The 22,591-nt window shown below is 73.1% G+C and carries 19 protein-coding genes; 9 read left to right on the plus strand and 10 right to left on the minus strand.

The features are described from left to right. Positions 1-11: 11 nt before the first annotated feature. From ASD18_RS12895 to ASD18_RS12925, 7 genes are all read left to right on the plus strand, one after another. Positions 12-794 (plus strand): glycoside hydrolase family 16 protein, encoded by a 783-nt coding sequence (locus tag ASD18_RS12895; RefSeq protein WP_235522390.1) that lies wholly within the window; start codon positions 12-14, stop codon positions 792-794. A 101-nt stretch (positions 795-895) separates the two neighbouring features. Next, a complete protein-coding gene (locus tag ASD18_RS12900; RefSeq protein WP_056092459.1) occupies positions 896-1,417 on the plus strand; it encodes a hypothetical protein in 522 nt (173 codons plus the stop codon). A 9-nt stretch (positions 1,418-1,426) separates the two neighbouring features. Next, positions 1,427-2,836, plus strand: a complete 1,410-nt coding sequence (locus tag ASD18_RS12905) for a flotillin family protein (protein ID WP_082574024.1) — start codon at positions 1,427-1,429, stop codon at positions 2,834-2,836. A gap of 9 nt (positions 2,837-2,845) precedes the next feature. After that, entirely contained in the window at positions 2,846-3,658 is an 813-nt protein-coding gene (locus tag ASD18_RS12910) for an alpha/beta fold hydrolase (RefSeq protein WP_056092462.1), read from the plus strand. Then, positions 3,639-5,231 (plus strand): SpoIIE family protein phosphatase, encoded by a 1,593-nt coding sequence (locus ASD18_RS12915; RefSeq protein ID WP_056092465.1) that lies wholly within the window; start codon positions 3,639-3,641, stop codon positions 5,229-5,231. Before ASD18_RS12910 ends, ASD18_RS12915 begins: the two co-directional genes overlap by 20 nt. A 23-nt stretch (positions 5,232-5,254) precedes the next feature. Further along, positions 5,255-6,658: a hypothetical protein gene (locus ASD18_RS12920; RefSeq protein ID WP_056092468.1), complete on the plus strand. Its 1,404-nt coding sequence runs from the start codon at positions 5,255-5,257 to the stop codon at positions 6,656-6,658. Between the two features lie 21 nt (positions 6,659-6,679). Next, positions 6,680-7,969, plus strand: a complete 1,290-nt coding sequence (locus ASD18_RS12925) for a hypothetical protein (RefSeq protein ID WP_056092472.1) — start codon at positions 6,680-6,682, stop codon at positions 7,967-7,969. Here the strand turns inward: ASD18_RS12925 and ASD18_RS12930 are convergent, their stop codons facing one another. The 7 genes from ASD18_RS12930 to ASD18_RS12960 form a co-directional block, all read right to left on the minus strand. Further along, a complete protein-coding gene (locus tag ASD18_RS12930; RefSeq protein ID WP_056092475.1) occupies positions 7,970-11,626 on the minus strand; it encodes a WD40 repeat domain-containing protein in 3,657 nt (1,218 codons plus the stop codon). Continuing rightward, positions 11,623-13,692 (minus strand): CHAT domain-containing protein, encoded by a 2,070-nt coding sequence (locus tag ASD18_RS12935; protein ID WP_056092478.1) that lies wholly within the window; start codon positions 13,690-13,692, stop codon positions 11,623-11,625. The genes ASD18_RS12930 and ASD18_RS12935 overlap by 4 nt, the downstream gene beginning before the upstream one ends. A 185-nt stretch (positions 13,693-13,877) precedes the next feature. Continuing rightward, the gene (locus ASD18_RS12940; RefSeq protein ID WP_082574026.1) at positions 13,878-15,167 is read right to left on the minus strand and encodes a glycoside hydrolase family 6 protein; all 1,290 of its coding nucleotides are present in this window, start codon (positions 15,165-15,167) and stop codon (positions 13,878-13,880) included. 158 nt (positions 15,168-15,325) lie between these two features. After that, complete coding sequence (gene dhaK / locus ASD18_RS12945; protein ID WP_082574028.1) at positions 15,326-16,321, minus strand: dihydroxyacetone kinase subunit DhaK; 996 nt, start codon at positions 16,319-16,321, stop codon at positions 15,326-15,328. A 73-nt stretch (positions 16,322-16,394) separates the two neighbouring features. Then, positions 16,395-17,015, minus strand: coding sequence for a dihydroxyacetone kinase subunit DhaL (gene dhaL / locus ASD18_RS12950; protein ID WP_056092481.1), 621 nt, complete (start codon positions 17,013-17,015; stop codon positions 16,395-16,397). 12 nt (positions 17,016-17,027) lie between these two features. After that, a complete protein-coding gene (locus ASD18_RS12955; RefSeq protein ID WP_056092483.1) occupies positions 17,028-17,804 on the minus strand; it encodes an HAD-IA family hydrolase in 777 nt (258 codons plus the stop codon). Continuing rightward, on the minus strand, positions 17,801-18,661 hold the full coding sequence (locus ASD18_RS12960; protein WP_056092486.1) for a class II fructose-bisphosphate aldolase: 861 nt from the start codon (positions 18,659-18,661) through the stop codon (positions 17,801-17,803). The genes ASD18_RS12955 and ASD18_RS12960 overlap by 4 nt, the downstream gene beginning before the upstream one ends. Positions 18,662-18,772: 111 nt before the next feature. Between ASD18_RS12960 and ASD18_RS12965 the strand changes: the two genes are divergently transcribed. Then, a complete protein-coding gene (locus ASD18_RS12965; protein WP_056092487.1) occupies positions 18,773-19,507 on the plus strand; it encodes a GntR family transcriptional regulator in 735 nt (244 codons plus the stop codon). Between the two features lies 1 nt (position 19,508). Here ASD18_RS12965 and ASD18_RS12970 read toward each other — a convergent pair whose 3' ends face one another. Together ASD18_RS12970 and ASD18_RS12975 are read right to left on the minus strand one after the other, a co-directional pair. Beyond that, the gene (locus ASD18_RS12970) at positions 19,509-20,813 is read right to left on the minus strand and encodes an NYN domain-containing protein (RefSeq protein WP_156388013.1); all 1,305 of its coding nucleotides are present in this window, start codon (positions 20,811-20,813) and stop codon (positions 19,509-19,511) included. Between the two features lie 45 nt (positions 20,814-20,858). Then, the gene (locus tag ASD18_RS12975) at positions 20,859-21,575 is read right to left on the minus strand and encodes a Clp protease N-terminal domain-containing protein (RefSeq protein WP_056092495.1); all 717 of its coding nucleotides are present in this window, start codon (positions 21,573-21,575) and stop codon (positions 20,859-20,861) included. 62 nt (positions 21,576-21,637) lie between these two features. Here ASD18_RS12975 and ASD18_RS12980 point away from each other — a divergent pair, with 62 nt between their 5' ends. Next, positions 21,638-21,907 (plus strand): acylphosphatase, encoded by a 270-nt coding sequence (locus ASD18_RS12980; protein WP_082574030.1) that lies wholly within the window; start codon positions 21,638-21,640, stop codon positions 21,905-21,907. A gap of 4 nt (positions 21,908-21,911) precedes the next feature. On the opposite strand, the gene ASD18_RS12985 is transcribed toward ASD18_RS12980, so the two are convergent. After that, on the minus strand, positions 21,912-22,586 hold the full coding sequence (locus ASD18_RS12985) for a hypothetical protein (RefSeq protein WP_056092508.1): 675 nt from the start codon (positions 22,584-22,586) through the stop codon (positions 21,912-21,914). Positions 22,587-22,591: the final 5 nt, after the last annotated feature.

The raw sequence follows: 22,591 nt of genomic DNA on the forward strand, positions 1-22,591 counted from the left end.
GACTGGGGTTCGTGACCGACCACCCCGACGGATGGGTGCTGGCCTTCGAGGACGACTTCGACGGCCCCGACCTCGATCCTGCCGTGTGGCTGCCGCACTACCTGCCGGCGTGGAGCTCGCGGGCGGCGACAGCGGCGTCCTACGAGCTGCGCGACTCGTGCCTGCACCTGCGCATCCCGCCGGACCAGGGCCTCTGGTGCGCGGACGACCACACGCCCCCGATGCGCGTGTCGGGCATCCAGTCCGGCAGCTGGTCCGGGCCCGTGGGCGGCACGCGCGGCCAGCAGCCGTACCGCGACGGGGTGCGCGTCCGGGAGGAGCAGGAGGCGTTCTGGGGGTGGACCCCGTCCGGCGGGTACATCGAGCTGCGGGCGCGCGCGGTGGTGACGCCGCGGTCGATGGTGGCGTTCTGGATGGTGGGGCTGGAGGACGAGCCGGAGCGGTCGGCAGAGATCTGCGTGACGGAGATGTTCGGTGACGCCGTCGAGCCGGGGTCCGCCGCGGTGGGCGTCGGCCTGCACCCGTTCCGGGACCCGGCGGTCGTCGAGGACTTCGCGGCGGTCCGGCTCCCGATGGACATCGCCGCGCACCACACCTACGCGGTGGACTGGTCGCCGGAGCAGGCCACGTTCCTCGTCGACGGCGTGGTGGTCCGGCGGTGCGCGCGGCCCCCGTCGTACCCGATGCAGCTGATGCTCGCCGTCTTCGACTTCCCCGAGAAGTCCGTCGGCGACGACGCCGAGGCAGTCCCGGAGCTCGTCGTGGACCGGCTGCGGGGCTACGTCCGACCCTGAGCGATTGGTGCCCCGACCACCCGCGATTCAGCCACGCCGACACCCCGCCACGCGGTATAACCGGTGCGCCGACTCTCCGCCGACCCTGAGGACACCACCGCATGCTGATCCTCTGGGTGATTGCCGGGGTCGCGCTCCTGCTGCTGGTCCTCACCGTCACCGTCGGCGACTTCCTCGACGGCGTGGTCGACGCGCTGGACTTCACCGGCGGCTACCTGTCGTCCACGGTGGTCCTGTCGTTCCTCGCCACGTTCGGCATCGTGGGCGGCCTGCTTCTCGCGACGACGGACGTGAGCGTGCTGGTCGCGTCGCTGGGCGGGGTCGCGGCCGGGGCCGTGGTCGGTGCCGGCGCCGGGGCTGCCACACGCGCCCTCACCATCGGGCCCACCGCGCACCAGATCACCAGCTCCGACTACGTGGGCCAGGCCGCCACGGTCACCACGTCCATCCCGTCCGACGGCCTCGGTCAGATCTCGCTCGTGGTCGCCGGCCAGAGCACCGCGCTCGCCGCCCGCGCCGACGGTCCGCTGCCCACCGGGTCCGGCGTCACCGTCGTGTCCAACCTGGGACCGGGCGTCGTCAAGGTCATCTCCACCCCGTCCTCATCGAACGACTCGAACTAGGAGCTCTCCGTGCCCGACAGCTGGCTGCCCGTCCTCGGCGTGGCAGGTCTCGCCCTCGTCGTCCTCGTCGTCGGCATCGCGATCGCCAAGCGGTACCGCGTCGCCAAGCCCAACGAGGCGTTCATCGTCACCGGCCGGAAGGGCAAGACCTCCGGGGACCTGTCCGGGCAGAAGGTCGTCACCGGCGGCGGGGTGTTCGTCCTGCCGTTCGTCCAGCAGCTCTCGGTGCTCGACATGTCCTCCCGCCGCATCACCGTCGAGGTCAACGGGGCGCCGTCGTCGCAGGGCATCGCGCTCACCGTGTCGGGCGTGGCCATCGTCAAGGTGCACAACGAGGACGTGTCCATCCGCGCGGCCGCCCAGCGGTTCGGCAGCCAGCAGTCGGAGATCGACAGCTTCACCACGAACCAGCTGTCCGGTGCGCTGCGCGCGATCGTCGGCAACCTCACCGTCGAGCAGGTCATCCGCGACCGCGAGTCGTTCTCGCAGCAGGTGCTCGAGTCGGTGACCGGGTCGCTGAGCGCGCAGGGGCTGAGCCTGGATGCGTTCACCATCCAGGAGGTCAACGACCACGGCGACGGCACCTACATCCTCGACATGGGCCGCGCGTCGGCCGCCGCGATCCGCCGGGAGGCCGAGATCGCCGAGGCGGAGGCGCGCCGGCTGTCCGAGGAGAAGCGGATCGACGCCGAGACGCAGGTGGCCAACTACCAGCGCGCGCTCGACCTGCGACAGGCCGAGATCCTCGCGGAGACCGACCGCGCCAAGGCGCTGTCGGCGTCGGCGGGACCGCTCGAGGCCGCCGCCCGGCAGCAGGAGATCCTCGCGCAGGAGGAGCTGGTGGCCCAGCGGCAGGCCGCGCTGACGGAGAGCCAGCTCGACACCACCGTGCGGCGGCCCGCCGACGCCGAGCGCTACCGTCTCGAGCAGCAGGCCGAGGCGCAGCGCGTGACCGCGGTCAAGGCGGCCGAGGCGGCCAAGTCCGAGAACGAGCTGCGCGGTGCGGGCGAGCTCGCGCTCCGGTCGGCCCAGGCGAAGGCCACCGAGCTCGAGGGCGCGGCGGAGGCCGCGGCGGTCCTCGCCCGCGGCAAGGCGGAGGCCGAGGCGCTGCAGAAGCGGGCCGAGGCGTACAAGGAGTTCAACCAGGCCGCCGTCTTCGACCGGCTCCTGGAGACGCTGCCGGAGATCGCGAAGCAGCTCGCGGCACCGATGGGGAACATCGACACCCTCACCGTCGTATCGACCGACGGGGCGTCCGCGCTGCCCAAGGCGGTCGCGGGGAACTTCCTTCAGCTGCAGGAGCTCATCAAGTCGACCACCGGGCTGGACCTGACCCAGATCGTCTCGCAGCTCACCGAGTCCTCCACCGTGGTGGTCCCGGCCGCGTCCACGAACGGGACCGCGACCTCCGCGGCTTAGTCTCGTGGCATGACCGTGCTCACCAGGAACAACGTCGTGCTCTCGGGCACTCCCGGTGCCACGCCGATGGTGTTCGCCCACGGGTTCGGCTGCGACCAGAGCATGTGGCGGTTCGTCGCGCCGGCGTTCGAGGCGAGCCACCGGGTGGTCCTGTTCGACCACGTGGGGGCCGGTGGGTCGGACCTGACCGCGTACGACCCGCAGCGGTACGGCTCGCTCGACGGCTACGCGCAGGACGTCGTGCAGATCCTGGACGCGCTGGACCTGGGACCGGTGGTCTTCGTCGGCCACTCGGTGAGCGCGATGGTCGGGGCGCTCGCGGCGGCCGAGCGGCCCGACCTGTTCGACCGGTTGGTGCTCGTGGGTCCGAGCCCGCGGTACATCGACGACGCGGGCTACCGCGGCGGGTTCAGCGCGGCGGAGATCGACGAGCTGCTCGAGACGATGGACGACAACTACCTCGGGTGGTCGGCGTTCATCGCGCCGGTGATCATGGGCAACCCGGGACGACCGGAGCTCGGCGAGGAGCTGACCAACTCGTTCTGCCGCACCGACCCGGCCATCGCGCGGCGGTTCGCGCGCACCACGTTCCTGTCGGACAACCGCGCGGACCTGGCCCGGGTGCTCACCCCGGCAGTGGTGCTGCAGTGCCGCGAGGACGTCATCGCGCCGCCCGAGGTGGGTCAGTACGTGCACGAGCACCTGGCGACCAGCGAGCTCGTGCTCCTCGACGCCGTCGGGCACTGCCCCAACCTCAGCGCGCCGGACCAGGTGATCGCCGCCATCAGCGCCTACCTGTCGCATGCCGCCGCCCGGTCGTAGCGAAGCCTGGGACGCCGCGCCCGTCGCGCTCCTGCGGCTCGACGGCGACGGCGTCATCGTCGACGCCAACCTGGTCCTGCTGGAGTGGGTCGGGCGCGGGGCGCAGGACGTGCTCGCGGGCGTGCGGCTGAGCGAGCTGCTCTCGGTGGGCGGCCGGATCTACTGGGAGACCCACCTCTCGCCGCTGCTGCACATGCAGGGCCGGGTCGACGAGGTCGCCGTGGAGCTGCGCGGCGCGGCGGGCCGCCTGCCCGTGCTCCTGTCCGCGGTGGTGCGGACGCTCGACGGCGACCGCCGGATGGTCGACGTCGCCCTGTCCAGGGCGACGGAGCGCTCGCGCTACGAGCGCGAGCTGCTCGCCGCGCGCGCGGCCGCCGACCGGTCGGCGGACCAGCTGCGCGCCTTGCAGGCCACGACCGCGGCGCTGTCGCGGGGCGTCGGCGCGGACGGTGTCGCGCGCGCTCTGGTCCGGACGGCGGTGGCGGGGCTCGGGGCCTCGGCGGCGACCGTCTGGATCGCCGCCGAGGACGGCAGGCTCGTGCGTACGGCGTCCGCCGGATCCGCGACGGGCCCGGGCACCGCCGATCCGCCCGACGAGCCGTGGGCCCCCGGTCCGCACGCGGCAGCCGGGTCGCCCCCGAGGCCGGTCGAGGCGGTCGAGGTCCATGCCGGAGGGGTGGTCGTCGTCGCGCTCGGTGATCCGGCCGCGCCGCTGGGCACCCTGGTGCTGGTCCCGCGGGCGGGGCAGGGCGACGACCCGCTGGACGTCGGGGTCCTCACGGCGGTGGGTCAGCAGGCCGGGCTGGCGCTGGAGCGCGCGCGGATGTTCGACCAGAAGGCGTCGGTCGCGCACGAGCTGCAGCACGCCCTGCTCACCACCAACCTCCCGCCCGACGACCGGTTCACCGTGGTCACCGAGTACCGCCCCGGCGTGCAGGCCCTCGAGGTCGGCGGTGACTGGTACGACGCGTTCCTCCTCGACGACGACGTGCTGGCCGTGGCCGTCGGTGACGTCGTCGGCCGTGGGCTGCACGCCGCCACCGCGATGGGTCAGCTGCGCAGCGCCGTCCGCGCGGTCGCCGGGCCCGAGGTCGGTCCCGCCGAGCTCCTGCGCCGGCTCGACCGGTTCGTCGCCCAGGCCGGGGTCGGGTTCATGGCCACGGTGGCCTACGCGGAGATCGACCTGACGACCGGCCGCGTCCGGTACGCGTGCGCGGGCCACCTGCCGCCGCTGAGGTTCGCCGCGCACGGCGCGCCGGAGTTCCTCTGGGAGGGCCGGTCCACGCCGCTGGGCGTCCGCTCGGTCCGGACGGAGGCCGAGGTCGACCTCGGCCCGGATGACCTGCTGATGCTCTACACCGACGGTCTGGTCGAGCGCCGCGGCCGGCCGCTGCTCGACGGGCTCGGGGACCTCGCGGCTGCGGGCGCCGCGCTGCGGGAGAGCTCGGTGAGCGCCCTGGTCACGGGACTCCTCACGCACGCGGGCGACGAGCGCGACGACGTGTGCGTGCTCGTCGTCGCGTGGCCGGGCGCTGACCCCCAGGCGTTGCCGACCGCCGACCCCCGCACCTAGCCTCGGCACGGGGGAGGTGCGCGATGGGTGCGGACGACCGGCTCGTGCTCAACGGCATCGACGCGGGCACCGGCGCCTACCTCGCACCCTCCGTGGGTATCGCCGACCTCGCCGGGTACCTGCGTGACGGGGCACCGCCGGTCGGCTCGCAGGCACTGCGCCGCCGCCGGCACGACGACGAGGCCCACCTCGGCGTCGCGTGGGGCTTCGACCCCGACGACCTGTCCTCCGTCGGCTGGGGTGTCGTGGTCGCCCCGGGGACGGACCGCGACGTCCTGGACGCGGTCGAGCCGCTGCTGCGCCTGCGCGAGGAGCAGGCCGGTGACCGCTTCCGGCGTCTCGAGGCGCGGGAGGGGGAGTCCAAGGACGACTTCCTCGCGCGCCACGGTGCCGGCCCGGGGGTGGTGGACCCGCGCAAGGTGCCGTACTTCCTGCTGCTCCTGGGCAGCCCGGAGCAGCTGTCGTTCGAGCTGCAGTACCAGCTGGGTGTCGCGTACGCCGTCGGCCGGCTGGACCTGCCGGACGCCGCGGCGTACGCGTCCTACGTGGCGGCGGTCCTGCGGGCCGAGTCGGAGCCTGCGGCGGACGCCCCGGCCCGTCACCTGCACCTGTTCGCGACGCGGCACCCCGCGGACACCCCGACCGGCCTGAGCTCGTCGCGCCTGGTCGAGCCGTTGGTGGCGGACGTCGGCGAGAGGGCGCTCGCGTGGCAGGTGACGGCGGACGTGGGGGCGGGGGCGACGAAGGAGCGGCTGCTCGACCTGGTGACGAGCCCCACCGGCCCGGACGTCCTGTTCACGGCCGGCCACGGGCTCGGCGGCGAGACCGCGACCTCGCAGGACGTCGCGGGCGCCCTCCTGTGCCAGGACTGGCCGGGGCCCCTCGGTCCCGCCGGGCCGATCAGCCCGGACCACTTCGTGGCCGCCGCCGACGTGGGCACCGGGGTGTCCGCGCGGCCCCGCGTGGTGTTCTCGTTCGCGTGCTTCGGCGCCGGGACGCCGCGGGTGTCGGACTACCCCGGGATCGGCTCCGCGCCGCCCGGCCGGAGCTTCACGGCACCCCTCGCGCAGGCGCTCCTCACCGCGGGCGCGCTGGCCTTCGTCGGCCACGTCGATCGTGCCTGGACGTGCTCGTTCCTGTGGAAGGGCCTGAGCGCCCAGGTGATGCCGTTCAGCAGCACGCTCCTGGCGCTCATGGACGGTGCACGGCTCGGCCTGGCGATGGAGAGCATCAGCTCGCGGTACGCCGAGGTGGCCACGGAGCTCACCACCCGTCTCGCCGAGAGCCGTCGCCTGGGCACCGTGATCGAGGACGTCGACCTCGTCGGGCTGTGGACGGCGACCCACGACGCCCGCGGCTACGTCGTCCTGGGCGACCCCGCGGTGCGGGTGGCCCCACGGGGTGCGGCGGGTCTGCGCAGGAGATAGCGGCGAGCGAGGGAGACTGCCATGGCACGGCCCGGTCCGGGGGACGAGGGCGGCTACCACCTGGTCGCGTTCGACGCGGCGGGGCTCGAGCGGCCCGACGACGACGGGCTGCCGAGCCGGCGGCTGGCCGGGCTGGCAGCGGACCTCGCACCGACCGACGTGTTCGTGCTGAGCCACGGCTGGTTCGGCGACGTGCCCGCCGCCCGGCAGCAGTACGACCGGTGGGTGGCCGCCATGGCGCTCTGCGAGGACGACGTCGCCCGGGCTCGCGCGCGCGGCTTCCGGCCGCTCGTGGTGGGCGTGCACTGGCCGAGCAAGGCCTGGGGCGACGAGGAGCTGGGGTCCGCGTCGTTCGGCCTGGCCGACGGTGGAGGAGGAGCCGACGCGCTCGCGGCCTCGGTCGAGGACGTCCTCGGCGGCTCGGCGGAGGTGCGCGAGTCCCTCCGCACGATCCTCGACGCCGCGCGAGAGGACATCGTGCCGGTGACGCTCCCCGAGGAGGTCCGGAGGGCGTACGAGCGGCTCGACGCCGCGACGGGCCTGCCGGCGGACGGGGAGGGTGGAGCCCCAGGAGCCGACCGGGACGCGTTCGACGCGGAGTCGGCGTACCAGGCCTGTCTCATGGCCGAGCTCACCTCGTTCGGTGGCGTCTCGCTGGGCGGCCTGCTCGCGCCGCTGCGGGTGCTGACGTTCTGGCAGATGAAGCGCCGTGCGAGCGAGGTCGGCGCGCGCGGGGTGGCCGACCTGGTCGCGGGCCTGCAGAGCGCGGTGCCGACGGCTCGGGTGCACCTCATGGGGCACAGCTTCGGGTGCATCGTCGTGTCGGCCGCGGTGGCAGGGCGACCGGCCGGGACGCCCGCGGTGAGCACGCTCATGCTCGTCCAGGGAGCGATGTCCTTGTGGTCGTTCTGCACCAGCATCCCCGCGGCGCCCGAGCGGCCCGGCTACTTCCACCGGGTGGTGAGCGACGGTCTGGTCGACGGTCCCGTGCTCGTCACCACGTCGGTGCACGACCGCGCGGTCGGCATGTTCTACCCGCTCGGCGCCGGCGCGCGGCGACAGGTGGACTACGCGCCGGGCATCCTGCCGACCTACGGCGCGATCGGCACGTTCGGTGTGCGCGGGCCGGGCCTGGCGGTGGTCGACGACGACCTGCACGCGGTGGACGAGCCGTACGACCTGCGGGCGGGGCACGTGTACAACCTGCGCGCCGACCGTGTGATCGCCACGAGCGCGGGGGTGATGGGCGCGCACAGCGACATCGCCCGCGCCCCGGTCGCGCACGCGCTGTGGCAGGCCGTGGTCCGGTAGTCAGCAGGTGGTGATCTCGTACTGCTCGCACTCGTAGGGGGTGAGGTCGCGCGTCACCTTCGACCGGACCAGGTCGACCAGGGCGTCGTCGTCCAGCGGCAGGACGGCCACGGAGCCGTCGCGCGCAAAGACGGTCACGGAGGACCCGTCGGCGGCGGCCACGGCTCCCATCGGCCAGGTGTCGACCAGCGGGATGTCTCGTTCCACCCGCCCCGACCGGGGATCGATGATGCGCAGGTGGACGTCTCGGCTCGAGCTGAGCACGTCACCGTCGGGCGTGAAGCCGACGTGGTTGACGCGCAGGGAGGTGGCCGCGTCGGCGTACACGACCGCGCCCGTCGCCGCGTCGAACACCGCGACCGTCCCGTCCTCCGTGCCGATCGCGACGAGGCCGCCGTCCGGCGCGAAGGCGGCGTCGGTCACGACCTCCGTCGTGCCGTCGGGGGGCGCGCCGGGGACCGACGACGGCGACGGAACGTCCGTGGCAGAGGTGTCCGGGGTCGAGCGAACGATCGGTGGCGCGGCGTCCTCCGTCGGCTGGTCGTCGAGCTGGCGGGGTGCCTCGGGCAGGCGTGAGCGGCTCGTCACGCTGAGCGGGACGAGGGATCCCGCGCCGTCGACGGGCAGGATCGCAGCGAGCATGGGGGCCGCCGCGGCGTTCGCGTCGGCGTTGGCACGCAGGGCGACCAGCACCTGCGACCCGTCGGGGGAGAAGTCGGTCGCCACGAAGTCTGTCCAGTCCGGGCCGTCCAGCTCCCGCAGGGCCTCGCCCGTCTCCGCGTCCCAGAGCGTCACCGTCCCCTCGGTGTCGGTGGTGACCACCCGGGAGCCGTCCGCGCTGAGGGCCGCGGTGGTGATCCCGCCGGCGCCTGACTCGAGGACCGGTCCACCGCCCACCGAGCCGACGTCCCAGACGGTCGCGCCGCCGAGCTGCACCACGACCGCGCGGTCCCCGGAGGCGTCGAGGTCGACGTCCCACGCGTAGTCGCCGTCCCCGGTGCGCATGACACCGGGGGAGTCGCCGACGTCGGTCACCCGCAGGGTCCCGTCGTCCGACGAGACCGCGATCGACTCGCCCTCCGCCGACACGGTGGCAGTGGGCCGCACCGACTCGGTCCGCCAGATGGCCGGGTTGCCGGCGTCGGGCAGGACGAACGCCGCCGTGGGCTCGCGGCTGTCGAACCCTGCCCCGGCGAGCCGTGCACCGGAGACGAACGCCTCGCGCTCGAGCGTGCCGGTGGCGAGGTCGAGGATCTGGACGTCCCCCCACGTGGTCATGGTGAGCAGCTCCGTCAGGTCGGCGTTCAGTGCCCAGGAGTCGGCGTCCGTCTCCAGAGGTCCGCTCGTGCGTGCGCCCGTGGCGACGTCCCAGACGCTCGCCGTGCCGTCCAGCGCGATCGTCCCGAGCCTCGACCCGTCGCGGCTGAACAGGGCGTTCCGCGCGCCCTCGCCCATCGGGATCCGCGACAGCTCGGTGCCGCTGCTCGCGTCCCACACCACCGCGTCGGTGCCGTCGCCGACGGTCGCGAGGAACCGCCCGTCGTCGCTGAACATCGCCTCGTAGAGCAGGGTGGCGCCCGGGTGGCGCAGCTCCAGCTGGAGCTCGCCGGCCGTGTCCCAGACCCGCACCGAGTCGTCGCCGACCAGCGAGGCGACACGGTCCCCAGCGCGCGAGACCGAGGCGGCCCACGCGTACCCGGAGCCCAGGTCCCAGGACTGCGACTCCCGCGTCGCGACGTCCCACGTGACGATCGTGCCGTTCTCCAGCGAGGCGACGACCGTGCCGCCGTCGGTGCTCACGTCGACCGAGCCCACTCGCCCGGGGACCGGTGGCTCCAGCTCGGCCTCGAGCTCGCCGGTGCCGCGGTCGAACACCCGCACGGTGTTCCCGCCCCCGGTGACGACGGTGCTGCCGTCACCGGACAGCGCGGCCCAGGCGACCTCCTGCGCGTCGTCGCCGCGGAACACCACCGACACGGGGGAGGCGTCCGCGGCCTGGTAGAGCAGGGACCTCGTGTCGATGTCGAGCTGGTCGGCGCCGACGGTCTCGGTCAGCGCACCGGCCAGCGCGACCCCCGTCTGCGGGTCGCTGGCCAGGGCTTGGAGGGCGCCGAACTTCAGGTGCTGCCGCAGCTCGGCGGCCTGTGCCTCGGCGGTCGCCTCTCGAGCACCGCGGAACGACACCCAGCCGATCACGCTCGCGACGAGGGCGACGACGACCGCGGCCGCGAGCACCATCGAGATGCGACGCATCCGCTGGGCGCTGCGGATCTGGGCGCGGCGGTGCGACTCGGCCGCCTGGGACGCCTCCAGCAGCTCGCGCTCCCGCGGGCGCAGCTGCCCGGGGATCTGCGTGGCGTCCGCCAGGGCATCCTCGAGCGCCGGCCCGACCAGCAGGAGGTGCTGCGGGCGCTCCTCCGCCGCCCACAGCGCAGCAGTCCGCTCGAGCACCGTGAGGTGCTCGCCGCGCCACGCGGCGTTGTCCTTGCGGATCGGCTCGATGAACCGGTCGTGGGCGAGCTCGTACCAGGTGGCCTGCCGCCGGCTCTCGGCGCGGACGAGGTGGTCCGCGATGAGCGCGTCGAGGAGCGCGCGGTCGGTCGCGAGGTCGCCCGTCGGGCCGTCCAGCACCTGCCCGCGCAGCCCCTGCGGTGTGATGAGCCGCTCGTCGAACCAGTCCCGGACGGCGCCCTCCCGCATGCCCGTGCGCTTGGCGGCGTCGCGCACGCGGTCGGCGTAGTAGCGCGCGAGCGCCTCCTCCACGTCACCGAGCGCCGCGCCGTCCGCCTCGGTGATCTCGCGGGCGTCCGTCGGTAGCCGCGACCACAGGAGGTGGCACGCGACCTGCAGCTGGACCGGCTCCACGTACGGGCCGAGGACCTCCTGCGCGCCCTCGGGGCGCTGCACCCGGACCCGCCGCAGGTCGTCGACCAGGCGGGAGGCGGCGTCCGTCGCGAAGGTCACGCCGGAGTCGCGCGCGGGGTTGACGACCGCCTCGAGCGCCTGCGCCGCGGTGAGCAGGTCCAGGCGGTACCGCGTGCGGAAGCGGGTCGGCACGAACCGGAGGTAGGGATCGAGAGCCGCGAGGAAGTCCTCGCGCATCGCGAAGACCGCCCAGTGCTCCCGGTCGCGGAGCATCTCGCCCAGCTGGGCGAAGAACTCGCGCTTCGCCGCCTCGTCCGTCGGGTCGGCCGTGAGCACCTCCTCGAACTGGTCGAAGATGAGCACCTCGTTGCCGGGCACACCGTCCAGGTCGGGCCGAGCCGCCAGGTAGTCGGAGATCGACATCGTCGCCAGGGTGCTGAGTGGCACCTGCTGTGCCGCCGGGACCCCCTCCTCGAGGGAGAGCAGCGTGCTCATGACGTACCGGTTGCGCACGTCGGGCACCGAGGCGTCCGCGGACAGTGCGTGCGTCACGCGGATCACCGGCAGCACCTCGAACCGCGCCTCCTCCAGGGCGTGGACCAGCGCAGCCTGGATCAGGGACGTCTTGCCGGCTCCGGACGGCGAGTACAGCAGGACGATGCGTTCGGCGATGACCAGGTCGAGCAGGTCGTCACGCGCCTGGGACCGTCCGTAGAGCGGGTCGCCCGACTGGAAGGACGTGGGCCCGACGTACGGGTTGTCCGCGCGCACCGCGGTGGCGTCGAGGGTCATCGCCGTTGCCGCCACTCGTCCGCGAGCTCCTTGATGAAGCTCTCCGTGCTGCCCCAGTACAGGCTGATGTGGGAGTGGTCGAAGTAGCTCTCCAGGTACCGCCGCGCACGCTCGGCATCGATCGTCGTCCCCTCCTCGGGATCGATCTGGACGGCGACGTGCGTGTAGTCGTCCCGCCGCCGCCCACCTTCCGAGTTCATCAGGCTGCGGTAGAGGACGCGGAAGTCCCACTCGTCGATCCGGAAGCCCACGAACATCAGGGCGGAGTCCGTGAGGGCGCGCTTCACCGGGGCCGGCACCAGGTCCTGGTTGAGCGTGACGCCGATGAGGAAGTCGAAGTAGTCGTCCTCGGTGAGCACCAGGGACTGTGGCTCGCTCAGCGCCCCCAGCAGGTGGTAGACGAGCGGGCGCTGCGCGGTCGGTCGGTACCCGGGCTCACGCTCGAACACCGACTCCGGCCACGACTGGTCCTCGCGCCACCGGCACAGCTCGATCTCCGGCTCCCGGCCCGCCTTGATCAGCGCCTTCGCCAGCAGGAACGACGGCTGCGCGGTGATGTAGATGGGCGTCGGGATCTCGGCGAGCACGCTGTACGGCTCGGTGCCCCCCCGCGCGGCGACGGCCTCCCATGCCGCCTCGAGGACGTCGTCGAGCGAGGCCCGCTCCCCGAGCAGCTCCTCCGGCAGCTCGTCGTGGTAGCGGTCGACGAGCGTCCGGCGCAGGTGGTTCTCGAGCTCGAGCCGGGGGAACCGCCGACCCAGGTTGATCGACAGGTACTGCGCCACCTGTGGCAGGCTCTCGCGGTTGTGCGGTGCCATCGGGAAGCGGTAGCTCCGCGCCCACGTGCGGGCGATCTCCTGCCGGCTGCCGATGAGCGGGTCGCTGATCCCGGGACCGATGATCGGCGTGCACTTGTCGGCCTTGATGTCCGCCACGACCGAGGGCCACTTGTCGAATCGCGCGCCGCCGGGTGCCGTGCCGGGCACGTACCAGAGCCTCCCGCTCTTCAGGCGCATGAACAGGGCGGGCACCCACCAGTCGGGGCGCTCGCGGACGACCGAGCGGGCCACCGCGGTCGCGCGGTCGACCAGACCGTCCTCGTCGAGGCTGGAGAAGAACGAGGTCGTGAAGGTCGCCGCGGTGGTCATCGAGACGTTCCCCTGCATCGCGATCACCGCCGGGACGCCGGAGGACGCCAGCCGCGGTCCGAGCGCGGACAGGACGCCCGCGTCGGCGCTGCTGCGGTCGGCGCCCGCCCCGGCGCTCTGGCAGGACGCGAGGAACACGAGCCGGGGTGGCCTCGAGATCTCCCGGAGCCTCGCCACCAGGTCGCTGCCCAGCATGGGCGCCGCCCTGCCCTCGTCGTCCTCGAGCAGCAGGACCGGCTCGTCGTTGGCGAGGTAGCCGTGGCACACCAGGTAGAGCACGTCGACGCCGCGGCGCAGCCTCTCGATCAGGTGGGCTGCCGTGGGCCGCGCGGTGCCGGGCAGCTCGGTGAGGTCCATCCCGTCCAGGGCCTGGCGGGCGCGCGTCCGCTCGGCCTCTGTGTCCACGGGCGCCAGGGGACGCCCCGCCGAGATCGCGTCCAGGTTCGAGGGGGCGGCGATCAGGGCCAGCGCCGAGAGGTCGCCGCGCGGCCGCACGCTCACGGGCCGCCAGTCGAGGCTGCCGAGGTACCGCGAGAAGAGGACGTTCTCGTTCGTCAGCAGCGTGGAGCCGTCCGACGGGTCCCGCAGCGTCTCCCACCGCAGGCCGTGCAGCGCGCTCGCGGTCCTGCCGATGACCAGACGCACCCGCAGCCGGACACCCTTGCTCTGCGAGGTCGCGACGGCGGTCCGGAACGCGTTGCCGACGCCACCCCCGAACAGTCCGCGCCCCAGCTGCGCCCCGTACTCGTCGTCGTCCAGCTGGTCGAGGGCGGCGGGGTCGATGCTCGCCAGCAGAGGTCCGTCGGCGTCCAGACGGTTCTCGACGTCCGAGCCCGGCAGCTGGAACCGCAGCTCCACCGCGTAGGTGATCGCGTCCCGCCGATGGACGCTGATCTCCAGATCGGCGTAGTCGGTCACGGCAGTGGTCCAGGGATCATCGGTCGCGCCCCCCTGCGCACCTCAGTGGTCGTCAGACAACGCCCATCCTTGATGAGCAGCCAACTCGCGCTGAGGTACGTGCGCAACGTCCTGGATGTCCCCGATGGGCGATTTCACCCTGGCCGGGCGGCCCGGCGCGCGTGCGCTCCGGGCCGCCCTCGCCGTCAGAGTCCCGGGTTCGCGAGGTGCACGAGCTCCAGGGCCATCTGCGGGAACCACGCACCGGCCGCCGGGTCGGCGTAGCCGCGGACGGGGTCGATGCCGCCCTCGGGTGCCCACCGCGTGCACTGGCCGTCGGACTCGCCCGGGATCTTCACCCAGAGGTACGCGTCCACGTACGGGTCGCCCGTGCTCAGCGTCGGACGCAGGCCCAGGCCGCGGTCCGGCGGGTTGCACCAGACCTGCGGGTCGCCGGCGGGGCTGCCCGGGGGAGCGGTCCACGGGCCCTGGCCGTTGCGGCTGGTGTCGATCACGGCGTGCGCGAGGACGTCCGGCCCGCTGGGCGGGTTGGCCGCGTTGGTGACGTTGTCCAGGTACCACTGGTCGGTCAGCGCCCACGTGCTGAAGTCCGCCGGGTTCGCCGGGTAGTACTGGCTGGCGCAGTAGTCGAAGTGGCCCACGCGCCAGCCGCCCTCGGCGGTGTTGGTGCCGTACCAGAGGCACTGCGCGATCCAGGACGCGAACTTCGCCTGACGCTCGGTGGTCTCGTAGTTGGAGACGTTGAGGAAGAACCCCTCGGTCTTCTCGACGCCGGCCTTGTGCAGCCGGTCGGCGATGTCCCCGGTCCCGAGCCAGCCGCTGTGCGTCCCGTCGAGGTAGAGGGACACGTTCGGCAGCGCGGCCAGGCGGTCGACGGCGCCGTTGAGCTGCGTGAACCGGTCGGCCGCCGCGGTCGCGGGGTCGAGCTCCGCGGGCTGGCACCACTCCTGGGCGCCGTTGATCGAGGTGTACCAGGGGATGATCCCGAGGCCGTCGGGCTCCAGCAGGACGATCGCCTTGCCGTCCCCGATGCCCGCCGCGAACCCGTCGATCCACGCCAGGTACGCCTCGGTGTCGAGCGCGCCACCGGCCGAGTACTGCGCGCAGTCGCGGAACGGCAGGTCATAGGCGACGAGCACGGGGACCGACCGGGTCACCTTGGCCTGCTTCATCGTCTTCTGGACGGCCTTCTTGACGTCCTTGGGCGTTCCCGAGGTGAACCAGACCGCCTGCGGTGTGGCGACCATCTTGGTGATCGCCGCCGCGTCCGACCACTGGCGTGCCTTCACCAGCTGCTTGATCTGCGCGACCGCGCCGTCGTTCGGTGGGGGAGTGAAGAGCCGGGTGGCGGGCGCCGGGTGGTGGTGACCGCGGCCGTCGTGCGCCGCGGCGGGAGCGGCGACGGCCAGTGAGAGCGCTACCACACTGGCGGCAGCGAGCAGCATCGAGCGCGTGCGGGACAGGGATCTGGACACGGAGTCTCCTACGTCGTTGTCGGATGACCGTTCGCGTGCGACGGGTGTGCGCCGTCCCGGAGAGCATGACAATTCGGACGGCCGCGCACAAGGTGTACCGGTAAGGAAAGGACCACGCGCGACGAGATGCGGGTGTCGCCGCGCGTGGCCGTCGGTGCTCAGAACACGCGGTTGGCGATCTCCGCGGGTGCCAGCAGCAGGTCCTTGATCTCGTCGTCGAGCTGGACCAGCGTGAGCGACGCGCCCGCCATGTCGAGCGACGTGCAGTACTCGCCCACGTAGCTGCGGCCCACGGTGATGCCCTGCGCGGCGAGCTTCTCGTGCGCCAGCCCGTACAGCAGGTACAGCTCGCTGATCGGGGTGCCGCCCAGGCCGTTGATCATCAGCGCGACCTCGTCGCCCGAGGAGTACGGCAGGTCCGGGACGACCGCGCCCAGCAGCTCGTCCACGATCTCGTCGGCGCTCACCAGCTTGGCGCGTCGGCGGCCGGGCTCGCCGTGGATGCCGACGCCGACCTCCATCTCGTCGTCGGCCAGCTCGAACAGGGGCGAGCCCTTGGCCGGAGGCGTGCACGGGGTCAGGGCGATGCCCATGGTCCGGGTGACGGAGTTGACCTTCTCGCCGATCCGCACCAGCTCGTCCAGCGAGGCACCCGCCTCGGACGCAGCCCCGACGGCCTTCATCACGAAGAAGTTCCCCGCGACCCCGCGCCGGCCCACCGTCCAGGTGGAGTCCTTGACCGCGACGTCGTCGTTGATGAACAGCGTCCGTACGTTCAGGCCCTCGGCCTCGGCCAGCTCGGCCGCCATCTCGAACGCCATCTTGTCGCCGGTGTAGTTGTTGACCAGCAGCAGGACGCCCTTGTCCGAGGCCAGCAGCTTGGCGGTCTCCAGCACGTACTCCATGGGCGGCGCCGCGAACACGTCGCCGGGACAGGCGCCGTCGAGCATGCCCTTGCCGACCACCATGACGTGCGCCGGCTCGTGCCCCGACCCGGAGCCCTGGATGATCGACACCTTGTCGTGCCGCGGGGCGTCGGCCCGCATGATCAGGTTGTACTCGGGCACGTAGCGCAGGGTGTCGGGGTTGGCCAGCGCGATGCCCTTGAGCATCTCGGGGACGAAGTTCTTCGGGTCGTTGACGAACTTCTTCATCAGTCGTTCCTCCACATCGTCGTGTTGTCCAGACCTGTCGCCGCGTCGCCCCCGGAGCGCGGACGTGTGGGTGTCACCAGGTGTCGGCGACGCGTTCCGCCAGCACGGCCACCGCGACCGCGCCGGGATCGAGCGAGCCGATGCTGCGCTCGCCGGTGTACGACGCCCGGCCGCGCCTGGCCTGCATCGGCCGGGTCGCCTCGGCGGCCTCGCGGGCGGTGACGGCCGCGGCCTTGGCGATGTCCGCGGGCGCGGTGCCGGCCCCGAGCTCGTGCTCGATCGTGTCGGTCATCGGCGCCAGGGCGTCGAGCAGGGTCTTCTCGCCCAGGTCCGCTCCGCCGCGCGCCTTGATCCCCTCGATCGCCGCGCGCAGCATCGCCACGACGTCGTCGCCCGTGATCTCCTGCTTGCCATTGACCTGGCCCGCTGCGCGCAGGAACGCCGTGCCCCAGATGGGTCCCGACGTCCCGCCGATCCGCCCGCTCATCACGACCGCCACCTTCTGCAGGAACGTGCCGGTGTCGGTGCGGTCGAAGTCGTCCCACTGGGCCAGCACGTTCTCGAAGCCGCGCGCGAGGGAGAAGCCGAAGTCCCCGTCGCCCACGACGGAGTCCAGGTCCCCGAAGTACGTCTCGTTCTCGATGCAGGTCTGCGTGATGGTGCGGACGACGGACTCGACGCGGGCATCGGACACGGGCGGGACCCTTCAGGGAGTGGTGAGGAGCTGGTCGAGGTGGGACAGGGTGACCTCGCCGTCGACGACCAGGTCGTGGGGGTTGGCCAGCGCGGTGGCCGGCTGGTCGGGGAGGTCGCCGAGCGTGCTGACGACGAGCGACGCGCCGGTGAAGTCCTCGTCGGCCGTGTAGCTGCTGACCGTGACGACGGTGCGCAGCCCGGCGCCGAGCGCGGCCCGCAGGCCGTTGGCGCTGTCCTCGACGACGATCACCTCCTCGGGACCGACGCCGAGCTCGCGCAGGGCGAGCAGGTAGATGTCCGGCGCGGGCTTCTTGGCCGGCACCACGTCCCCGGCGAACACCGCGAACTCCGCGGCTCGCTCCGCACCGACCGCGTGCTCGAGCACCGCGCGGACGGACGCCTCGGCGGACGTGGACGCGACCGCCAGCAGCCAGCCCGCAGCGGACGCCTCCGCCACGATGCGCGCGATGCCGGGCCGCCCGGGCATCACCCCGGCAGCGACCAGCTCCGTGTAGTGCGCGGTCTTCGCCTTGTGCCAGCGGGCCACCAGGTCGCGCTGCTCGTCGGGGTCGGTGGGCAGGTGCGCGGTCGCGACGAACGCCGGCGTGAACACCGTCGCCAGCCGTTCTTTGCCGCCGCCGATCGCCAGCAGGTACCCGTACTCCTGCTCGCTCCAGTGGATCGGGAGGCCGGCCTCCTCGAAGGTCCGGTTGAACGCGGGCAGGTGCCCGTCACGCTCGGTGTCGGCCAGCACGCCGTCGCAGTCGAACACCAGGGCGGGGCTCACGACGACGCCTTCCCGGCCGCGCCGAACTCCTCGATGTGCACGGCGATCGCGGCCTGCACGGCGGTGGAGATGTCCCGGAACATCGAGGGCGGATCCCACTTGTCGCGGGCGCGCGCCTCGGCCAGGTGCGTCTCGGCGGACCGCATGTACGCGACCTTGACGCCCGTCGAGATGTTGATCTTGGAGACGCCGGCGTCGATGAACGTCGCGAAGTCCTCCGCCGACAGGCCGGTGCCGCCGTGCAGCACGATCGAGCGGTCCGTCAGGGCGGCCAGCTCACGCACGCGCTCGGGGAGGAGCACCGGCTGCGCCTTGTACTCGCCGTGCGCGGTGCCCAGCTGGGGTGCGAGCAGGTCGACCCCCGTGCGCTCGGCGACGGCGGCCAGCGTCGCGACGTCGTAGGAGTGCAGGCTGACGTCGGAGCCGACGCCGTCCTCCACCCCGATGATGTTCTCGATCTCCGACTCGACGTCGACCCCCGCGGCGTGCGCCTCCGCGACCACCTCGCTCGTCTCGCGCTCGGCGGTCTCCAGGTCGCGGTCCGAGGCGTCGAAGAGCACCGACGACCACCCGGCGCGGACCACGTCGGAGATGACCGCCCGGTCGGGGCAGTGGTCGAGGTGCAGGGCGACCGGGACGGGGACGTCGGCGGCGGCGTGCCGGAACATCGTGGTGATCAGGTCGGTGCCGATCGAGCGGACCGTCTTGACCGAGATCTGGATGATCATCGGCGAGCTCGCGGCCACCGCGGCGGCGATCACGGCGCGCAGGCTGAGGTCGTCGAGGATGTTCACCGCCGGCACCGCGTACCCGTGCTCGCGGGCGGCCCGCGTCATCGTCACCGTCGACGAGATCATGCTCAGCCCTCCCGGGGAGCGACCCTGCGTGACCAGGACCGCATCGTCCCGATCTGTCCGCAGTCTAGACAGGTCTACTCATGGCCGACCAGAGCGTGGAAGTCTTGGCCCATGTCGGAGGTCCTCGCGCGGGAGTCGGCCGTGCCGCTCTACGCGCAGCTGGAGCAGATCCTGCACGCGCGGATCACCAGCGGGGAGTGGGTCCCGGGGCAGCGGATCCCGTCGGAGAACGAGCTCAACCGCATCTACGGACTCAGCCGGATGACCGTGCGCGGCGTGCTGACCAAGCTCGTCGGTGACGGCCTGCTGGTCCGCGTGCCGGGCAAGGGCACCTACGTGGCCACGCCCAAGATCAGCGCGATCTCCCCGGCCTACCGGGGTGTGCGCGAGCAGCTCGAGGCCCTCGGCTACGAGACGTCGACGCGGCTGGTGTCCTTGGCGCTCGAGACGCCGTCGTCCGGGGTGCGCGAGCGTCTGGCGCTCGGCGAGGGCGACGAGACGTACGTGATCGTCCGGGTCCGGTCCGTGCAGGGCGAGCCCATCAGCCTGCACCGCTCCTACGTCCCGGCCCGGCTGGCGCCCGCGCTCGACCGGCACGACGTCGTGGCCAACCAGCTCTGCGTGGTGCTCGAGGAGCACTACGGGCTGCCCATGAAGCGCGTGCACGAGGAGCTCGAGGCCGTCGCGGTGAGCACCGCCGACGCCAAGCACCTGGGCATGCGCCGCGGAGACCCCGCCCTGCAGCTGCAGGACGTGATCTCCGACGCGCTCGCGCGGCCGTTCGAGTACTCGTCGATCGTGTTCCGCGGGGACCGGATGCGGCTGCGGTTCGACTACGACCGCTGAGTCAGCTCTCCAGCAGGCCGCCGCCCACCCACGCACCGATCGCGGCGGCGTCGGCGGGGCTCAGCTGCATCCGGGCGCCGCGGCACAGGCCGACCACGTTGTCCGCCCACGCCAGCGCCAGGTCGGACGCCTTGGTGGTCGGCTTGAGCTCGAGGCCCGCGAAGATGATGCCGCCGATCACGAAGTTCACGGTGGAGCGGCCCACCTGGGCGCCCGCCTTCCGGCAGGCGTCGCGCACGCGCCGGGACGTCTCGGCGCGGTCGAACGGGTGGGCCTTGAGGTCCGCGGCCAGGGCGGTCAGGAGCACCCGGTAGTTCGAGGCGCTGAGGCCGGGGGTGTCGGTGACCGCGACGACCTGGCGCTGGAGGGCGCTCGAGGACGTGTCCGCGACGGCGCCCGGCAGGTCGGCCTCGCCGAAGCGGTTGGCGTCCCAGACGAACCCCGGCGGCCGCGACGAGACGCCGACCTCGGGGACGTTGCGTGCCAGCCAGGGCAGGAAGCCGCCCGCACCGGCCCACCGGGTCTCGGGCAGGGTCGGCTCGGTCTTCTGCGCCAGCTGCGCGATGGTGCCGAGCGGCACCGGGCGGTCCGCGGCCTGCACGCGCTGGAGCACGGCCTTGCGGGCGGCCGAGCTCGGGGGAGGCGTGGCGGCGGCGGCCTTCTTCGTCGGCGCCTTCGTGGGAGTCTGCGCGGGCGCCTCGACGGCGACCGCGACCTCCTCGACCACGGTCTCGACGTCCAGCGTCGACGCCGTGTGGGTCACCAGCTCGGCCAGGTCGTCGGCCGTGATGACGGAGTCGGCCACCGACCGGTAGGCGGCCGCGGCCGGGCTGGCGGTGATGATCGTGACGCGGCGGTCCGCGGCGCGGCAGCGCAGGGCCAGAGGCGTGAAGTCGGCGTCGGCCGAGACGATGACGAACTCCTCGTACTGCGTAGGCGCCGCGAGGGCGTCGACGGCGTCGAGGACGAGGTTGATGTCGGCGCTGCTCTTGCCCTGCTGGGTCAGCGACGGGCAGTCGACCACCTGGAAGCCGGCGCGCGTGAAGTTGGGCCGGAACTGCGAGAACCGCGACGGGTTCAGATAGCAGGCGCGGATCAGGAAGCGGCGGCTGAACTCGCCCTCGGAGTCGGTGCCGGTCTCCAGCTCACTGAGCCAGTGGGCCGGGTTCGTGGCGAACGCCTCCGCGGCCACGGGGTCCAGGCGCTGCAGCCCGATGTAGACGTTGTCGAAGTCGACGAACATGGCGGTGCGAAAGCGGCGGCCCGCATCCGTCCGGTCGGCAGGGGTCACGCTCGGGGAGGTCACCCGAGCATCTTCCCTGCTCCGGGGGACGGATGCGTACCGCGCGCCTCACTCCGCGGTGTCGGCCTCGTCCCGAGCCGCGACGACGAACGCCTCGACGGCGGCCTTGTCGAGCCCCAGCGCCGCCACCGGACCGCTGCCGCCGTCGGCCTCCAGGAGCGCGAGGAGCACGTGCCCGGTGTCGACGCGCGCGTCGTCCAGGCGCACCGCCTCGCGGAACGTCAGCTCCAGCGCCTTCTTGGCCCCGGCGTCGAACGGCACGAGGTCGGGGACGGGGGCGACCGAGGGTGCCAGGCCGGCCGTGAGCGTCCGTCGGGCGCCGTCCAGCGAGCTGACCTGCGCCGCGACGGCCCGGGCGGCGACGTCGTCGGGTGCCGCGAGCAGGCCGAGCGCCAGGTGGGCCGTCGTGATCTCGGTGTTGCCGGCCGCGTGCGCCTCGTTCTGCGCCGCGACGACGACGTTGCGCGCGGCCTCGGTGAATCGCTCGAAGCCCTGGCTCGCGCCCGGCGCCCCGGGATCCTTGGCCACGAACCGCTTCTGTGCGGCCTGCTTGGTCACCCCCATGTTGGCGCCGATCTCCGTCCACGAGGCGCCGGACCGCCGCGCCTGGTCGACGAAGTGGCCGATGAGGTGGTCGGCGACGTCGCCGAGCGCCTGCGCGGTGAGCACCGCGGTCGACAGCTGGTGGAGCACGGTGGGCTGGGAGGTGGTGATGGCGTCGATGAGGTCGTCCAGCCGGACGGGGTTCTGCACGCGTGTGGTCATGCGTCAACCTTAGGTTGACGATGTGTGCTCGTCAACCATGGGTTGACGGGCACACTGGCGGGATGGTCCGCCGCCATCTCGTCGTCGACGGGTCCGTCCAGGGCGTCGGCTACCGCTGGTCGCTGGCGCGCGAGGCCCGCCGACTCGGCGTGCACGGCTGGGTGCGCAACCGGGCCGACGGCACGGTCGAGGCCGTCCTCGAGGGAGCCGCCGACGCCGTCGAGGCCCTCGTGGCGTGGTGCCGTACCGGTCCCGGCGGGGCGGTCGTGTCCGGGGTCGACGTCACCGTCGAGGAGCCCGAGGCGCTCACGAGGTTCGAGATCCGGGGGTAGGCGGTCAGCGGACCCAGACCCGCAGCGGGCCGACGGTCGCGAACCCGGTCGCGATCGGCGGCGCCAGGTCCGCACCCGACTCGTAGCCGACCAGCGGGTGCGCGCCCAGCTCCTGACGGGCGACGACGGCGAGATCGGCCCAGACGGCCTCGGGGTCACCCCGCAGCACCCGCACGTTCGAGACCCCGACCACCGTCCGCGGCCCGTTGCCCGAACGGTTGAGCGCGGCGACCGCGACCGGCCCCTCGTCGTCCTCGGCGAGCAGGAGGCGCACCCCGGGGTCGTCGAGCACGGCCGCACCGACGACCCGCGAGCCGTGCGCAGCCCACCATCGCGGGAGCGTCGTCGCCTCGATCGACCGCCACGGCAGCAGCGGTGCGCCCGGCCGCGCCGCGGCGCGGACCAGCCACCGGGCCTCGAACAGCACGGTGTACCCGTGCGGCGCCAGGTCGAGGTCCGCGAACGAGTCCTTGACCGAGGCGCCCGCGGAGTCGTCGACGGAGCCCAGCACCTCCTGCGCGGGCACCCCCGGGCGGAGCGTGACCCCGTCCGGGTACGCCTCGGGGGAGCGGGTCGGCGTCGACCAGAGCCCTGCGCGGGTCTGCGTCGGCAGTCCGGCCGCCCGGCAGACCAGATCGCACCACGCGGCGTTGTTGGCGGCGGCCGAGGAGGCGTCCATGACCG

The sequence above is a fragment of the Cellulomonas sp. Root137 genome (assembly GCF_001426725.1).
GTDB lineage: Bacteria > Actinomycetota > Actinomycetes > Actinomycetales > Cellulomonadaceae > Cellulomonas.

What these genes read in the sequence shown, in the direction of transcription:
- ASD18_RS12900 (WP_056092459.1), top strand. Translation starts at nt 896, where the DNA reads ATGCTGATCCTCTGGGTGATTGCCGGGGTCGCGCTCCTGCTGCTGGTC.
- ASD18_RS12910 (WP_056092462.1), top strand. Translation starts at nt 2,846, where the DNA reads ATGACCGTGCTCACCAGGAACAACGTCGTGCTCTCGGGCACTCCCGGT.
- ASD18_RS12915 (WP_056092465.1), top strand. Translation starts at nt 3,639, where the DNA reads ATGCCGCCGCCCGGTCGTAGCGAAGCCTGGGACGCCGCGCCCGTCGCG.
- ASD18_RS12920 (WP_056092468.1), top strand. Translation starts at nt 5,255, where the DNA reads ATGGGTGCGGACGACCGGCTCGTGCTCAACGGCATCGACGCGGGCACC.
- ASD18_RS12925 (WP_056092472.1), top strand. Translation starts at nt 6,680, where the DNA reads ATGGCACGGCCCGGTCCGGGGGACGAGGGCGGCTACCACCTGGTCGCG.
- ASD18_RS12930 (WP_056092475.1), bottom strand. Translation starts at nt 11,626, where the DNA reads ATGACCCTCGACGCCACCGCGGTGCGCGCGGACAACCCGTACGTCGGG.
- dhaK (WP_082574028.1), bottom strand. Translation starts at nt 16,321, where the DNA reads ATGAAGAAGTTCGTCAACGACCCGAAGAACTTCGTCCCCGAGATGCTC.
- ASD18_RS12960 (WP_056092486.1), bottom strand. Translation starts at nt 18,661, where the DNA reads ATGATCTCGTCGACGGTGACGATGACGCGGGCCGCCCGCGAGCACGGG.
- ASD18_RS12965 (WP_056092487.1), top strand. Translation starts at nt 18,773, where the DNA reads ATGTCGGAGGTCCTCGCGCGGGAGTCGGCCGTGCCGCTCTACGCGCAG.
- ASD18_RS12975 (WP_056092495.1), bottom strand. Translation starts at nt 21,575, where the DNA reads ATGACCACACGCGTGCAGAACCCCGTCCGGCTGGACGACCTCATCGAC.
- ASD18_RS12980 (WP_082574030.1), top strand. Translation starts at nt 21,638, where the DNA reads ATGGTCCGCCGCCATCTCGTCGTCGACGGGTCCGTCCAGGGCGTCGGC.
- ASD18_RS12985 (WP_056092508.1), bottom strand. Translation starts at nt 22,586, where the DNA reads ATGGACGCCTCCTCGGCCGCCGCCAACAACGCCGCGTGGTGCGATCTG.